General features: G+C 66.9%; 12 protein-coding genes and 1 pseudogene. 4 read left to right on the plus strand and 9 right to left on the minus strand.

All coding sequences use genetic code 11. The annotated features are described in order from the left end of the window. The 3 genes from DY245_RS01040 to DY245_RS01050 form a co-directional block, all read right to left on the minus strand. Nucleotides 1–585: TerD family protein (locus tag DY245_RS01040; protein ID WP_181923458.1), on the minus strand; the 585-nt coding region annotated here is incomplete at its 3' end. Nucleotides 586–652: 67 nt separating this feature from the next. Further along, entirely contained in the window at nt 653–925 is a 273-nt protein-coding gene (locus DY245_RS01045; RefSeq protein ID WP_128502450.1) for a GlsB/YeaQ/YmgE family stress response membrane protein, read from the minus strand. Between the two features lie 91 nt (nt 926–1,016). Next, entirely contained in the window at nt 1,017–1,835 is an 819-nt protein-coding gene (locus DY245_RS01050; protein WP_128502451.1) for an NAD-dependent epimerase/dehydratase family protein, read from the minus strand. A 236-nt stretch (nt 1,836–2,071) separates the two neighbouring features. On the opposite strand from DY245_RS01050, the gene DY245_RS01055 reads away from it, so the two are divergent. The 3 genes from DY245_RS01055 to DY245_RS01065 all read left to right on the plus strand — a co-directional run bounded on the left by DY245_RS01055 (nt 2,072) and on the right by DY245_RS01065 (nt 6,566). Then, nucleotides 2,072–3,049, plus strand: a complete 978-nt coding sequence (locus DY245_RS01055; RefSeq protein WP_280524936.1) for a 5-dehydro-4-deoxyglucarate dehydratase — start codon at nt 2,072–2,074, stop codon at nt 3,047–3,049. After that, the gene (locus DY245_RS01060; protein ID WP_128502453.1) at nt 3,049–4,440 is read left to right on the plus strand and encodes a hypothetical protein; all 1,392 of its coding nucleotides are present in this window, start codon (nt 3,049–3,051) and stop codon (nt 4,438–4,440) included. Before DY245_RS01055 ends, DY245_RS01060 begins: the two co-directional genes overlap by 1 nt. Nucleotides 4,441–5,114: 674 nt before the next feature. Next, on the plus strand, nt 5,115–6,566 hold the full coding sequence (locus tag DY245_RS01065) for a P-loop ATPase, Sll1717 family (protein WP_128502454.1): 1,452 nt from the start codon (nt 5,115–5,117) through the stop codon (nt 6,564–6,566). A gap of 528 nt (nt 6,567–7,094) precedes the next feature. On the opposite strand, the pseudogene DY245_RS01070 reads toward DY245_RS01065, so the two are convergent. The 4 genes and pseudogenes from DY245_RS01070 to DY245_RS01085 all read right to left on the minus strand — a co-directional run. Then, a pseudogene (locus DY245_RS01070) lies at nt 7,095–7,736 on the minus strand (adenylate kinase); the annotation flags it as partial. Nucleotides 7,737–9,213: 1,477 nt separating this feature from the next. Further along, nucleotides 9,214–9,558, minus strand: a complete 345-nt coding sequence (locus tag DY245_RS01075; RefSeq protein WP_244942750.1) for a hypothetical protein — start codon at nt 9,556–9,558, stop codon at nt 9,214–9,216. Between the two features lie 2 nt (nt 9,559–9,560). After that, entirely contained in the window at nt 9,561–9,857 is a 297-nt protein-coding gene (locus DY245_RS01080; RefSeq protein ID WP_128502455.1) for a hypothetical protein, read from the minus strand. Then, on the minus strand, nt 9,847–10,398 hold the full coding sequence (locus DY245_RS01085) for a bifunctional DNA primase/polymerase (protein WP_342354158.1): 552 nt from the start codon (nt 10,396–10,398) through the stop codon (nt 9,847–9,849). The genes DY245_RS01080 and DY245_RS01085 overlap by 11 nt, the downstream gene beginning before the upstream one ends. Before the next feature lie 294 nt (nt 10,399–10,692). Between DY245_RS01085 and DY245_RS01090 the strand changes: the two genes are divergently transcribed. Next, nucleotides 10,693–12,048 (plus strand): NsdA family TPR-like regulatory protein, encoded by a 1,356-nt coding sequence (locus tag DY245_RS01090; RefSeq protein WP_483409807.1) that lies wholly within the window; start codon nt 10,693–10,695, stop codon nt 12,046–12,048. A gap of 7 nt (nt 12,049–12,055) precedes the next feature. Here the strand turns inward: DY245_RS01090 and DY245_RS01095 are convergent, their stop codons facing one another. Both DY245_RS01095 and DY245_RS01100 read right to left on the minus strand, forming a co-directional pair. Beyond that, nucleotides 12,056–12,982: a phosphotransferase family protein gene (locus DY245_RS01095; protein WP_128502458.1), complete on the minus strand. Its 927-nt coding sequence runs from the start codon at nt 12,980–12,982 to the stop codon at nt 12,056–12,058. A gap of 168 nt (nt 12,983–13,150) precedes the next feature. Continuing rightward, on the minus strand, nt 13,151–13,882 hold the full coding sequence (locus DY245_RS01100; protein ID WP_280524937.1) for a response regulator transcription factor: 732 nt from the start codon (nt 13,880–13,882) through the stop codon (nt 13,151–13,153). Between the last annotated feature and the right edge of the window lie 161 nt (nt 13,883–14,043).

Genomic DNA, 14,043 nt, shown 5'->3' on the forward strand with positions numbered 1-14,043 from the left:
GCCGATGGGCGGCGCCCACTGGCCGGCGGGGGCTGCGGCTGCCGGGGGTGCCTGCGGCGCCGCGGCGGGCGCGGCCGGTTCCTCCACGCTGACGCCGAAGTCGGTGGCGATCCCGGCCAGGCCGTTGGCGTAGCCCTGGCCGACCGCGCGGACCTTCCAGGCGCCGGCCCGGCGGTAGATCTCGACGACCACCAGCGCGGTCTCGGTGCCGAGCTGCGGCGGGGTGAAGGTGGCGATGACGCTGCCGTCGTCGGCGTTACGGACCGTGCCGGTCGGCTCCGTGCCGGCGAAGGTCGCGCCGGCGGCGTCCAGGCTCGCGGTGACCACGACCTTCTCGATGCCGTCGGGCACCGCGGCGGTGTCCACCGTGATGGTGTCACCACCGGCCAGGTCATCGATCGCCGCGGAGTGCGTCACGCCCGGTCCGGCGGGCTGGTTGTAGAACACGAAGTCGTCGTCGGAGCGCACCTTGCCGTCGGCGGCGAGCAGCAGGCCCGACACATCCAGCCGCACGGGCGCGGTGACGTCCACCGCCACCCGAACGGCGGTGAGCGGGAGGTTCGAGCCAGGAGTCATAGCGGTCATGCCGGGACCAACGATCGGTTCGCCTTTGCGGTTCCATTACCTGCGGCCGGTCGGCCGCCCGGCCCGCTCACCGGCGTTCGCGGGAGTTGCCGAACAGCAGCCGGTAGGCGATCAGCAGGACCAGGGCGCCGGCGATCGAGGCGATCCACATGGACGGCTCGCCGAAGTCCTTCGGTATCGGGCGGTGCAGGATCTTGGTGGAGAGCCAGCCGCCGATGAACGATCCCACGATGCCGATCAGGGTCGTGCCGACCAGTCCGCCCGGGTCCCGTCCCGGCAGCAGGACCTTGGCGATGACGCCTGCGATCAGCCCCAGTACGAGCCAGCTGACGATGCCCATGATGCGTTCCTCGTTCCTGCGCGGAGGGTTGGTACACCCACCAGGACGCCACCCGGGCGGCGCGGGTTCCGTGGCGTGGCGCGACCGGTGTTCAGTACGGCCACCTGGGCGGGTCGGTGCAGAAGGCGCCGCCGAGGTGGGTGTGTTCGGGGTTGTCGGGATCCAGTGCGCCGTGCGCGGCGATGAGCTCCGCGGCGTACGGCTCGGAGTCGTCCTGCGGTGCGTAACCCAGGGCGCGGGCACCGGACAGGTCCCACCACAGGCGGGTGTTGGCGGAGGAACCGTAGACGACGGTGTGGCCCACGTCCGGCGCGGTCAGGGCCGCGTGCAGCAGCCGCGCGCAGTCGGCCGGGCTCAGCCAGATCGACAGCATCCGCACCGACGTCGGCCTGGGGAAGCAGGAGCCGATGCGGATCGAGACGGTCTCGATGCCGTGCAGGTCCCAGTAGAGCGAGGCGAGGTCCTCGCCGAACCCCTTGGAGAGGCCGTAGTAGGTGTCGGGGCGGCGGGATGTGGTGACGGGGATGGCGCCGGAGCCGTCCGCGGGGCGCGGGGTGAAGCCGACCGCGTGGTTGGAGGAGGCGAAGACGATACGGCGCACGCCCGCCTCGCGCGCCGCCTCGTAGACGTGGTAGGTGCCCTCGATGTTGGCGCGCAGGATCTTCTCGAACGGGGCTTCCAGGGAGATGCCGGCGAGATGGACGATCGCGTCGACCCCGCGTACGGCCTCGCGCAGCGCGCCGGTGTCGGCCAGCTCGGCGGTGATCGCGTCCGGTTCGCCGTCCGTGTTCTCGATGGTTCGCCGGTCGAACAGACGCAGCCGGTATCCGTGGGGCGGCAGCAGCTCGCGCATCAGGGTGCCGAGCCCGCCGGCGGCGCCGGTGAGCAGGACGGTGCGGGGTGCGGTCATGGGCGGGTACTCCTCCGGCTGAGCTGCAAGGCTGTATGTACGGACAGCATTCAGATGTGTGGACAAGGTAGGGAGCCCGTTCCCGGCCGGTCAAGACACTTTACGGACCTGGCAAATCCGCTTGCCGCCCGGCAGTTGTGGGCTCTTGACCGGTGTGGGAAGGCTGCTCTAGCGTGGCTGCGTTCAGAAATATGGACTCTGATCAGAAACATGCACAAGCATGCCAGGGAGAGCCCGTGACCGCACACCCTCCTCCAGCTCCTGCTGGGAGGTACCCCCAGCTCGCCGACCGCCTCGACGGACTGCTGTTCTTCCCCGTGACCGCGTACACGCCGGACGGCGCCCTGGACCTGGCGGCCTTCCGTGCCCATGTCCGCAGCGGTATCGACGCGGGCGCGGCCGCCGTCTTCGCCTGCTGCGGCACCGGCGAATTCCATGCGCTGGCACCCGAGGAGTTCGCCGACTGCATCGCGGCCGCGGTCGAGGAGACCGCGGGCCGGGTCCCGGTCGTCGCCGGCGCGGGCTACGGCACCGCGCTCGCCGTCCACTTCGCCCGCCTCGCCCAGGAAGCCGGCGCCGACGGACTGCTGGCCATGCCGCCGTACCTCGTCGTCGCGGGCCAAGAGGGACTGCTGCGGCACTACACCGCACTCGCCGCCGCCACCCCGCTTCCCGTCATCGTCTACCAGCGCGACAACGCCGTCTTCGAACCGGCCACCGTCGCCGCCCTGGCCAAGACCCCGGGCATCATCGGCCTCAAGGACGGCGTGGGCGACCTCGATCTGCTCCAGCGCATCATCAGCGCCGTCCGCACCGAGGCCCCCGACGAGGACTTCCTGTACTTCAACGGCCTGCCCACCGCCGAACTCACCGGCCCCGCCTACCTGGGCCTGGGCGTACACCTCTACTCCTCCGCCGTCTTCGCCTTCGCCCCCGAGATCGCCCTCGCCTTCCACCGGGCGCTGACCACCGGCGACGACGACACCGTGGCCCGGCTGCTGGACGGCTTCTACCGGCCGCTGGTCGAACTGCGCAACCAGGGCCGCGGCTACGCCGTATCGCTGGTCAAGGCGGGCGTACGGATGCGCGGCCTGGACGTCGGCGAGGTCCGCCCGCCGCTCAGCGAACCGGCCCCGGCGCACCTCAAGGAGCTGGCCGCGCTGATCGAGCACGGTCTGGCCCTGGTCGCGGACGCGCCCGGAGCCGGTGCCTGATGCGCACCGCCGCCTTCCTCTACCCCTGGGACGTGGTCGGCGACCCGGACGCCGCCGGACGCCTCGCCGGCCTCGGCATCCAGCAGGTCACCCTGGCCTCCGCCTACCACTCCACCCGCGCCCTCACCCCGCGCCACCCCCGCCACCGCATCGTCACTGCCCGGCACGCCGCCGTCCTCTACCCACCGGACCCCGCCCGCTGGGCCGGCCGGGAGCTGCGGCCGAACACCCAGGACTGGGTGAGCGACCCGGACCCCTTCGGCGCGGCCGCGCGGGCGCTGGCCGACGCCGGTCTGGAGGTGCACACCTGGGTCGTCCTCGCGCACAACTCCCGCCTGGGCGCCGAGCATCCGGCCACCGTCGTGCGCAACGCCTACGGCGACCCGTATCCCTGGGCGCCCTGCATCGCCCGCCCCGAGGTGCGCGACTACCTCGTCGACCTCGCCGCCGAGGCGGCCGTACGGCCCGGCGCCCGGGGCACCGAGCTGGAGTCCTGCGGCTGGTACGGACTGGCCCATCTGCACGCCCACGACAAGATCGCCGGAGTGCCGCTCTCCGGCGCCGCCCAGTACCTGATGTCGGTGTGCTTCTGCACGGTGTGCGCCGAGGGGTACGCCGAACTCGGCGTGCCCGCACGGCAGTTGCGGGCGGCCGTGGTGCGGGCCCTGGAGCCGCTGTGGGCATCCGGCGGGGCCGGACCGGCGATGGGGGTCGCCCCTGGACCGGAGCCTGTCGAAGGTCCTCGGGGGAGGGAGGGCGAGTGGGCCGCGGTCGAGGCGCTGCTCGGCACGGAGCTCGCGGGGGTGCTGCGCACCTGGCGGGACCGGGCCGCCCGGACGCTGCAGCGCGCGGCGGTACGCGCCGTACGGGACGCCGCGGCGGACGGGTTCCGGGTGCTGCTGCACGCCGATCCCGCCGCACACCGCTGCGGCGCCAACGCCGGTGTGGACCCGGCCGATGTCCTCGCGCACGCCGATGGGGTGGTGCTGCCGTGCACCGGCGGTGCCGCCGCCCGCGCGCAGGTGCTCGCCCCGTTCGCCGGCCGTACGGCCGAACCGGCCTGCGCCGCCGAGACGGCCGTTGTCGCCAGGACCGGCTCCGCCGCCGAGCCTTCCACCGCCGCCGAGACTTCCGCCGCCGCCGAGACTTCCGCCGCCGCCTCGGCCGCCTCCGCCGCCGAAGCGACCGTGCTGGCCGCCAATTTCACCGTGGTCTCCGGCATGGGCGGCAGCCCCGGCACCCTCGCCGCCGACGCCGCGCACGCCGCCTCGCTGGGCGCCGGCGAACTGCGGCTCTACCACGCGGGCCTGGCGAGCGAGAGCGACCTGGCGGCCGTACGGGACGCGCTACGCAAGATCGGGGACAACTCCGGGAAGCAGCCCACATACTGACCCCGCCCCCGGGCAGGTCGAATGCAAGGGGCCCGCCCACCCCCTACGGACCTCCCCGTACGGGACCCACCGCCCTAGCTGGTGACGGGTGCGTGGCTCAGACTTTCTCTACGTCTTCAAGGCTCGCTGCGCTCGCTACCCGGCCCCGCGGTAGGGGCAGTTCAGGAGAACAGCACACGTTGACGCAAGGGCGTTGACGTTCCAGGCCTCCTAGAACTGCAAGCAGGTCAGATCACAGATCAGAGGTGCCGCGCAAGCGCGGCGGCGCCGGCCGTCGCCGCCGCACGGCTCCCCTCAACGTCTTCGCCGCCGGGGGCCGCGCGGCGTCGACGCCCGCGCCCACAAGGGGGCGAAAACCAGGCCGGGGGTGGGGACGGTCGGCTCCACGGCTTTAGCCACCTCCCCGGTTCGGGTCCCGCGTCGAGCAAGACCAGGGGGCCACTCGTTCAAATTCCGGGCAGCTCACAAGCCTGCCCGAGTTGCCGGCAAGCGTACGGCCCCCTGATCATGCTCGACCCCAAACCAGGCAGGACACCGGCCAAACCCGCTCCGCCGACCTCAGACGTCGCCCACTCCGCGTGCACAAAACTAGATAGACTGGTTGGAGAGTTCGCGATCTGCTCAGGCGGCCACAGCCACGCGCTTCTTTCCACCACTCAGTGACTGGGGGGTCAATGCAATATCCACACTTCAGTAAGCTGGAATTTGGCGAAGTCTCGGCAGAGGTAGAGGCCGAGAAGAGACCAGACCTTCTTGTCGACAGCTTCGTTGACAGATGGAATGTGGAGCAAAAAGTTGCGTCTGGGGATGCCTTCCTCCTTATCGGACCTAAAGGTTCCGGGAAATCCACAGTTGTCCAGTACCTGCGACTCAAGGCTGAGCGTACGCTGGGCCAAGCTTTTGTCGAGATTTCCGACATTGGTGAACTATACCAAAGTGTCGAGGCCAATCTAGGCGGACTGGAGAAATCTCGCACTGAATTGGCTTGGAGGGTCTTCATCTGGATTCGGCTATACTCGCTATTGATGGCCGACCAGGGATCGAGCATTTCCAATGACCTCGATCACGTCGCATTCTTTAAAGATCTCAAAAATGCTGGACTCGCATTCGGGGATCTCAAGGCTGTCATTCAGGAGGTCAAGAAACGCAGACATAAGTTCGCGCTTCCGCAGGGGCTATATAGCTATGAGCATGAGAACACAGGGGAAAGGCGAATCCACGCAGACCAATTGGCGGATATCCTGTCGCACGCTGTGGTCAATACTCAGACCCAAACCCCCCACTACCTCGCCCTCGATGGCCTTGACAGCGCATTTGTAGGGAATGATGGCTACTGGACTCTGCTGGCCAACCTTCTCCGCGCCTCAAGCTCGATCCATAAAGATCTCAGGAAGGCGACATCACAGATCAGAGTTATTCTTCTCTGCCGAAGTGATATATTCCTGAAGATTGAGCTGCCTGACAGTAATAAGATCCGGCAAGGCTGGGGGGTGGAGCTGGATTGGTCGTATGGAGTTGACGACTCGCGGCATAGCTACCTCTGGGACTTGGTGGAGAGGAAAGTAGCGGCCGGAGGCGGCCCCGACGCGAATATACTCACTACCTACTTTCCATCCGAAATGTCCTACGGGCAGAATAGTCGCGAAGAAATGTCGCGATATCTCCTCAACATGACTCGTCAGACCCCGCGCGACATCCTAGCCCTATTCAAGTCCATTGGGGAATCGTCCGGATCTGCCCACCCCTTGGACGTACTGCGAGTCCGCGCGGGCGTAAATAACTACTGCAAGAAGTACTTCACTACGGAAATCTCCAACGAATTCTCCGGATTGGTCCCGACTGAGATTTATAGGACCCTTCTTGGTAGGCTTGGCCAAGTTCCCAGAAGGCGGTTCACTCGACAGGAATTCGAAGGCCTATTCGCGGAGGCTTGTCAGACGCATTCGTGCGACTTGGATGAATTGCTTCAGCAATTCTTCTTCTCCGGAGCGATTGCGAACTTCATTTCCGGACGCTCTGAGAATTACGTGCAATTCTATCACCGAAGAGATTACTCCGATTTGAACATTCGTGGTCCGTTCCTGCTGCACAACGCACTCACGCTGGGACTTAACGTTCGCTGGTGACGGCGGCGCCTACGGCGGGGCCTTACGCGCAACAGCAGACCACAGCAGCGGCCTCAGGGGCCATGCACGCGTCGCGTTCAGGTGGGCTGGCTGACATCCATGACTGACATCAACGACGACGGACGGGTGCGAACGCCGGCAATACCCTGAGGAGCAGGTGCGCCGCACATGACACAGCGGGCCAAGGAAGAGCCGATGTCGCGAGCGAACTCCTAAGGCGGTGGTCAGCACCAGGGCTGTACAGCAACGGAGTGCAGCAACCATGGTGACTGCAGCCGCCCCATAACGCACCCGAGCGGCCGGGTGGCCAGGCTCTCAGACCTCATCAACCGCTTTGCCGGTAGTTCGCATTGAGGGGGACNTGGTGACTGCAGCCGCCCCATAACGCACCCGAGCGGCCGGGTGGCCAGGCTCTCAGACCTCATCAACCGCTTTGCCGGTAGTTCGCATTGAGGGGGACGCCGTGGAAAAAGTGATCGGTGTGGTCCACATGCGTAGTCGAGGGAAGAACTCCCCAGTCTGTTGAGGCTAGGCGATTGCGCCGGCTAGAGCTTCCATCGCTCGCTCGGTCACCTCGTGAACCTTCCCCAAGCCATGGATCGTCGTCACCAGCCCGCTGGCCCGGTAGTGGTCGATAATCGGCCTTGTGTCGGAGTAATAAACGTCCAGTCGGCTACGGATGACTCCTTCGGAATCATCCTCGCGGAGGTACAGCATCCCGCAACAAAGATCGCACGTGTCGTAACTCTTCGCCGGGTTGTACACGACGTGGAACACATGACTGGAGTCGTGCCGGCATACGCGGCGACCGGTGAGTCGCTGGAAGGTCTCCTCCTCCGGGATCTCTACGTCGAGCACCGCATCGAGCGTGATGAACTCGTCCATGGCGACCGCCTGGCCTACATTCCTCGGTGCCCCGTCCAGGAGGAATCCGCGCTGGGCATCATGCTGGCGCAACCTATCCTCGGTCATTGCCAACACGACCTCATCGGGTATCAACTGCCCCTTCTCTATCAACTTCTTAGCGGTTCTGCCAAGCCGTGTACCTTGAACGATGTTACTGCGAAGCATGTCGCCAAGCGAAGCGTGGGGCACGCCCAAGTACTTAGCCAAGAAGGCGGCCTGCACCCCCTTACCTGCTCCTGGTGGCCCGACAAGAACTACTCGTAGCGTGGCGCAACGGCCGAGCCGAGCGGCCGGTGAAGCTTCACCGGAGGTCGTCTGCGACCTCCTCAAAGCTTCGTCTGCTGCGTATAGAAGCTCGGCAGCATGCTCACGAACCTTGATCAATTCTGCATCGGCCTTCGTGCGCATATCCAGAGCCTCTGCTTTCGCAGCCTTGATGATGCGTTGCGCCTCAGCTTTAGCTTCATTTACTAGCGACTCAGTGGTTTCAGCCTCGGCTCTCAGCCGTGCCACCTTCTCGCGCAGCAACTCAGCTTTCTGGTGGTACTGCAGCTCTTGAGTACGTAGGTTCTCGATGTCAGGCGGCGCCAGGGTGCGCGTCTCGATGACGGATCGCTTCTTCGCCCGCAGTTGAGGTATGGCCTTGCGTTGGCGCAGTTTCACCAGGCGCCAACGCTGCCGCCACTCCTGCAGCAACTTGGGATCGTCGCCAGCTAACTGTTTGACTAGTTCGAGCGTAAAGTCGATGGACGGTAGTCGCTTTCCGTTCAGGGCCTCAGAGATCGCGGACACCGAGAGGGTCACCCGGCTGGCAGCCTTCGCCCGCGTCTCGATTTCCCGGAACGTCGGTGCATCACAGTGAATATGCAGGTCCTGCAGCGCTTCCGCGAACCCAGTCAGGGACTCCTCGTACTCACGGAGATGATCGTGGTCACCGGGCTCCGCGACGGACATGGCTCTCCCTTCAGTCACCATGTGACCAGCGTAGGCCCAGATCAGCGAAGTCCAGCGACGTTCAACGAAATCCAACGAACAACACAGAAGGGTACGACGTTCGGTCCGGACAGGCCACAGATCAGCAACCTGCGGGTTCTTTCGTCCAGCTGGAGTCCTGCTGGTGGATACCGCTCCCATGGACCTGACACCACCGAAGCGAGCTCGCAGGAGCCTGCGCTCCAGTCACGAGCACCGAACCGAAGGAGATGTGATGGTCGAGATTGAAGAGCCCGCGCCGGGATGGAGCCTGAGTCTGAGGCGTCAGGGATTGGAGATCCGGGCCGGTAGACACCTACGCCTGTCGATGTCACTGACGCTGGTTATGTGGATCGCAAGCCTGTCAGGCTTTGTTGGCTCGTTTCCTTACTGGCGAGGGCTCGCCTAAGGGCAGTGCTTACCTGTTGGGCATCTGACAACCGTCTCGGCTACCTAGCCCATCAACAGCGCCCGTCGAAGGCGTGTCGAGGGGCAACCAGCGTGCCAGAACCGTGCCAGATCGAGCGGGCAACCACAGTCAACCGGAGTCCGTGGGGGTGTGGGCATCAGCCAACAGGAGCATCGGCGTCGTAGAGACGATGATCAGCGACAACGTGCTTGCTGCCAGTGCAGGGCTTACAAAGCAGATGTCGCTGCTCGAATGGCCACATGGTTCTCGGGCGTCTTCGGCCTGTCCGGGCTGCGGCGCTGGGGCGCCGGTCCCGGCCGGCCGAAGACGGCAGTGCCGAAGTCCGACAAGCAAGCGCCGTTACGCGGCCGGAGCTTCCGGAGGAGCGGGCTGCCCCTGACGATCGGCATGGTCCGCCATCTCCATCGCCAAGCCCATGACCAGCAGGCGCGCCAGCGCCTCTCCTGCCTCCGGTTGGATGGGCCCGAGACACACCAAGCCATCGCCGAAGACTGTCACGTCAGCCCTCAGGCCGAGGAAGTCCGTCCCCAGGCCGGCGCTGTGGAGTTGTTCAGCCAGCGCGCCAGCGCCGCGCTTGGCTTCGGCCCAACCGCGTACGTACGGCATTGCCGGCGAAAGGTTCTCAGTTCGTTTGGCGACTACTCGACGCGGGTCGGTCACGTCCTCCACCTTCTCCATGCTCATGGTCAATCCGTCTTGCGGGTGCGCGAGTCGGTTGCCTCTTCGGAACCACGGGAGCAAAGCAACGCCCGCCGTAGCAGCTCTGCCAGGCGCTCCGCCGTCTCCGGCGAGACGCGGCCGAGTTCGATGAGGCCGTGGCCGAAGGCATTCAGGTCGGCACGGAGGTAGGGGAAGTCGCGTGCCATGCCGGCCGCGGTCAGTACGTCCCGCAGCGCGGTGGTGGCGTTGCGGGCCGCGTGCCACTCGTCTGTGTCCAGCGGTGACCAGCGAGCGGCGTCCTCGGGAGGTTCCTCACTGGGCACGGTCGCTCACCTGCTCAAGCGCCTCGGGCCGTTCCTCTTCGGCGCTCGGGTACTGCGCGCCGTAGCGGTCTGCTCGTTCGATCAAGGCTGATGCGGCCACGAACATCACCGCCAACGACGCCGTGCGCAGCGGGGACGCCTCAGGACGTCGAATGGGCGCGCGTAGCCACTGGTGGCGGTCATCGGCCATCGGCATCGGCCCTGGTACGACGACGAAGGAGCCGGCGTCGAGGTAGCGGTACTCGGGCGGGGTGGCCGTTTCCAGGGATAGGAGACGCGTGAAACGGGCCCGCGACTTGGACGACAGAAGAAACCCGATCTGCTTTGCGCGACGGTCCATCATGACCGGGCCGAGCGGCATTTCGCGGCGTACCAACTGGTCGAAGGTCTCCATGCCCAACCGCTGGCTCATGACCACCACATCGAAGAGGCGCCCGGTCGGCAGCGTGTACGGGCGCATGGGGTCATCCGCCCAGTGAGCCCTGCACATCACTGGATCGTCAGCGACAGCGGACAGCCACTGAATGCCTCGCCTCGTCATCCTCTGCACGTCATCCCACCTCGGTCGGCAACTCCGGCGGCTCTTCTGCCGCGGTGCAACCAGACTGCTGCGCGAAGCCCTGAGCTAGCAGATGACGAGAGGTGACGGGGGATGACGAGGATTGAGCGGACGCGTCATCCCCCGTCATGCTCCAGACCGGCAGGCAATCTGCGCAGAGTCGCCACGCGACGCGTGTCGGTTCCCTAGTTTCAGGGGAGGGAACGGGCACCGCCCAGGCCGTCCGGGGAGGCGATCACCACGGAATCGACGCCGACGTCGTTCGGGCCCCTTCTGCTGCGCGCCCGGAAAAACCGCGGATGGAGTCAGGCTCGGCTTGTCCATGAGCTACGCCAAGTCGCAGCGCGACATGGTCAGTCGCTCCCGGCCGATGCGAGCGTGAAGCGGCGCATCGCAAGTTGGGAGAACGGCCACAGCACCCCGGACGAGTTCTACGGCCCGGTGGTGTGCGAAACCCTGGCGATGTCCCCCGCCGAACTGGGACTGGGCCATCTCACCGGGCAGGATTCCGCCCTCCTGGACGCCGGCTACCCCGCCAGTCCGGAAGCGGCCATTGCGAACGTCGATCGTCTTTGGCGGGCGGACCTCAACGGCTATGACCCTCTGCTCCACGCCCAAACGTCCGAGCCGGCGTGGAGCGAAGCGTCGTTACGGTGGCTGGTTGCTCCGGACGCGGCGTTTCCCAAGGCACTAAGCAACCAGGGTCCACGCGTGGGTCTCGCCGATGTTGCGGTAATCAAGTCGACCTGTGACATGTTCGCCCAGCTCGATGACCGGTTCGGTGGAGACCATGCTCGCCAGTCCGTGATCCAGTACCTCAGCCGGGATGTGGCGCCTCTGCTCTCCGGCCGCTACACCGAGGCAGTGGGGCGCGCTCTGTTCTCGACTGTCGCCGAGGCCACCCTGCTGGCCGGGTGGATGTCGTACGACGCTTGCCAGCACGGGCTTGCGCAGCGGTACTTCCTCCAGGCGCTCCGGCTCGCGCAGGACGGGAATGACCGACGTCTGGCCGGCAGCATCCTCTCCGCGATGAGCCACCAGGCCACGTTCCTTGGCCAGTTCACCCACGCTGCCACCCTCGCTCGTGCCGCATTGATGGGTATCTCGGCCGTTGCCACTCCGACTCTGCGGGCGCAGTTCCACGCGATGGAGGCTCGGGCGCTGGCACACACGGGTGACCGCCACGCTTGCGAGAGTGCGCTCGCAGCAGCGGCCAAGGCGCTGGAGAGCTGCAACACCGACGACGAGCCCGAGTGGATCACCTACTTCGACGCTGCCGAACTGGCGGCGGAGGCCGCCCACTGTTTCCGCGACGTACGCAGCGCCCGTCAGGCTGTCTCTCATGCGGAGAACGCCATGAGCGGCAGCCACGTCCGCAGCGACTTCTTCGCGACCATGGTTCTCGCCGACGCCCACCTCCACGCCGGTGACGCCGATGAAGCTTGCAATGTCGCCCTGGACGCCCTGGATCTCGGCGAACAGCTCAGGTCCTCCCGATGCGTCGCCTATCTCACCGAGTTCCGCCAGCACCTCGCGGGCACAGGACTTACCGCCGTGGTCCGCGAATTCCACGAGCAGGCCGCAGAGCACCGTCTCTGGATTGCAAGCGGGCAGGCATTGGCCGCGCCGTAGCGCCAGGTCAAAAAGGACTCCAATCCCGGCGACTGCCCCCGGTACGGAGAGCCTGGACCCGGCGGCCGAACTCGGGAGCGGCCTTCTCGCTACTACCGACCTGCTGGCCCATCCACAGCACCATCATCAGCTCACGAACATCCGCCAGCACCGAGTAGCCGGGCCAGTTCATGATGTCGAACCCGTAGTGGTGGACGAAGCCTTCGTAATCGCTCCGACCATGCCAGCCGAAGCGGTCGTAGTAGATCGCTGTAAGGATCAGGTCCCACTCCCGCGGGGCCAGACAGACGCCATCCAGGTCGATCATGACGGCCTGCCCCCTACGGTCCCGCAGGACGTTGCCGATGTTGGCGTCACCGTGGATCAGTCCGTACGGCAGAACGAAGTCCAGCCGGTCGTACTCCTTGTTCAATCGTCGTGCCCGCTGCTTCAGGAACGCCGCGTCATCCTGCGAGACGCCATCAAGGGCCTCGAAGGAGGACCACAGCTTGGCGAACGGGTCGAAGTAGGGCAGGCGCAGCGACTCCGGTTCCTCTAGCCAGTGCAGCCGCCGCAACAGGTCCGCCAGCTCGGTCACCGTCGCGTACTCCTCGCGATCCTGGGCGCACTCCCAGAACGTGACGACCCTGCCGCCGGCCGACAGCGGCTGTCGCACTCCGTGCAGCACTCTCGTAGCCGGGTAGTCCTGCGACTCAAGCCAGCGCGCTACGTGTACGGCCCTCTCCATCTCCGCTTCCGCATTTGGATCACGCGCAATGCGGACGATCACCGGAGCGGACGGCAGCCGGTAGACGGCGTTCGAGCCGAGTCGCAACAGCTCCGCCCCCGACGCATCGATCCGGGCCTCTGCGCACGCTTCGCGGAGCACAGATTCCACACGCTCTGCCGTGAAATCCCGCGGTGCATCTGGGCTCGTGCCCGGGTCCGAGATCATGCGATCGACCGTACCCGGCCGTGCCAGATCCGTGCCAGATGGCAGGGGCACGGGCGGACAGCGGCGGACTACAGCGGGCGGTCGGCTTGGGTAACCAGCAGGCTGGGCCCGGCCCAGGTCAGCCCCGTGATCACCCGAGCACCCTCCCGGAAGCGCCGGCCCCGGCGCTCACCCCGGCCGGACGAACCCGCACTCGTACGCGGCGATCACCGCCTGGGTCCGGTCCCGCACCCCGAGCTTGGCCAGCACCCCCGCCACATGCGTCTTCACCGTGGCCGGGCCCACCCCCAGCCGGTCCGCGATCTCGGCGTTCGTCAGCCCGCCGGTCATCAGCCGCAGCACCGCACGCTCCCGCTCGGACAGCCGGGCCCGCAGCGCCCGCACCGCATCGTCCGCGGCCCGCTCGCCGGCGTGCCGGGCGGCCAGCGCGCGCACCGCCGCCGGGAACAGCAGCGAGTCGCTGCGCGCCACCAGCCGTACGGCCTGGACCAGGTCCTCCGCGCCGGACCGCTTGAGCAGGAACCCGCTGGCGCCGGCCCGCAGCGCGTCATACACATAGGCGTCGTTCTCGAAGGTCGTCACCACGATGATGCGCGGCGGCTCGGACATCCCGGCGAGCAGCTGCTCGGTCGCGCGGATCCCGTCGATCTCCGGCATCCGGACGTCCATCAGCACGATGTCCGGGCGCAGTTCACGGACCAGCGATACCGCCTCGGCGCCGGTCGCCGCCTCGCCGACGACCTCCATATCGCCCTCGGCGCCCAGGATCGCGCGCAGCGCCGTACGCACCATCCGCTCGTCGTCGGCCAGGACGATGCGCAGGGGACGGGGGCTTCCGGGGGGCTCGCCGGCCCCGCTGCCGGGACTTTCACCGATGCCGTCGTGCTGAACCGTGCTCATGCCCCGTCCATCCCCCTCGTGTGCTCACTCTTCCCCGGCAGCGGCAGCGGCAGCGGCAGCGGCAGCCGGGCCGCCAGCCGCCATATGCCGTCCTGGGCCGCGGCCGTCGCCTCGCCGCCCAGCAGCCGGGCGCGCTCGGCGATCCCGCGCAGCCCCCGGCC

This window comes from Streptomyces inhibens (genome assembly GCF_003389455.1).
GTDB classification, from domain to species: Bacteria; Actinomycetota; Actinomycetes; order Streptomycetales; family Streptomycetaceae; genus Streptomyces; species Streptomyces inhibens.

Excerpts from the sequence above, each read along its gene's own strand:
- DY245_RS01045 (WP_128502450.1), bottom strand. The coding sequence starts at position 925 with ATGGGCATCGTCAGCTGGCTCGTACTGGGGCTGATCGCAGGCGTCATC.
- DY245_RS01050 (WP_128502451.1), bottom strand. The coding sequence starts at position 1,835 with ATGACCGCACCCCGCACCGTCCTGCTCACCGGCGCCGCCGGCGGGCTC.
- DY245_RS01060 (WP_128502453.1), top strand. The coding sequence starts at position 3,049 with ATGCGCACCGCCGCCTTCCTCTACCCCTGGGACGTGGTCGGCGACCCG.
- DY245_RS01065 (WP_128502454.1), top strand. The coding sequence starts at position 5,115 with ATGCAATATCCACACTTCAGTAAGCTGGAATTTGGCGAAGTCTCGGCA.
- DY245_RS01075 (WP_244942750.1), bottom strand. The coding sequence starts at position 9,558 with ATGAGCATGGAGAAGGTGGAGGACGTGACCGACCCGCGTCGAGTAGTC.
- DY245_RS01085 (WP_342354158.1), bottom strand. The coding sequence starts at position 10,398 with ATGACGAGGCGAGGCATTCAGTGGCTGTCCGCTGTCGCTGACGATCCA.
- DY245_RS01095 (WP_128502458.1), bottom strand. The coding sequence starts at position 12,982 with ATGATCTCGGACCCGGGCACGAGCCCAGATGCACCGCGGGATTTCACG.
- DY245_RS01100 (WP_280524937.1), bottom strand. The coding sequence starts at position 13,882 with ATGAGCACGGTTCAGCACGACGGCATCGGTGAAAGTCCCGGCAGCGGG.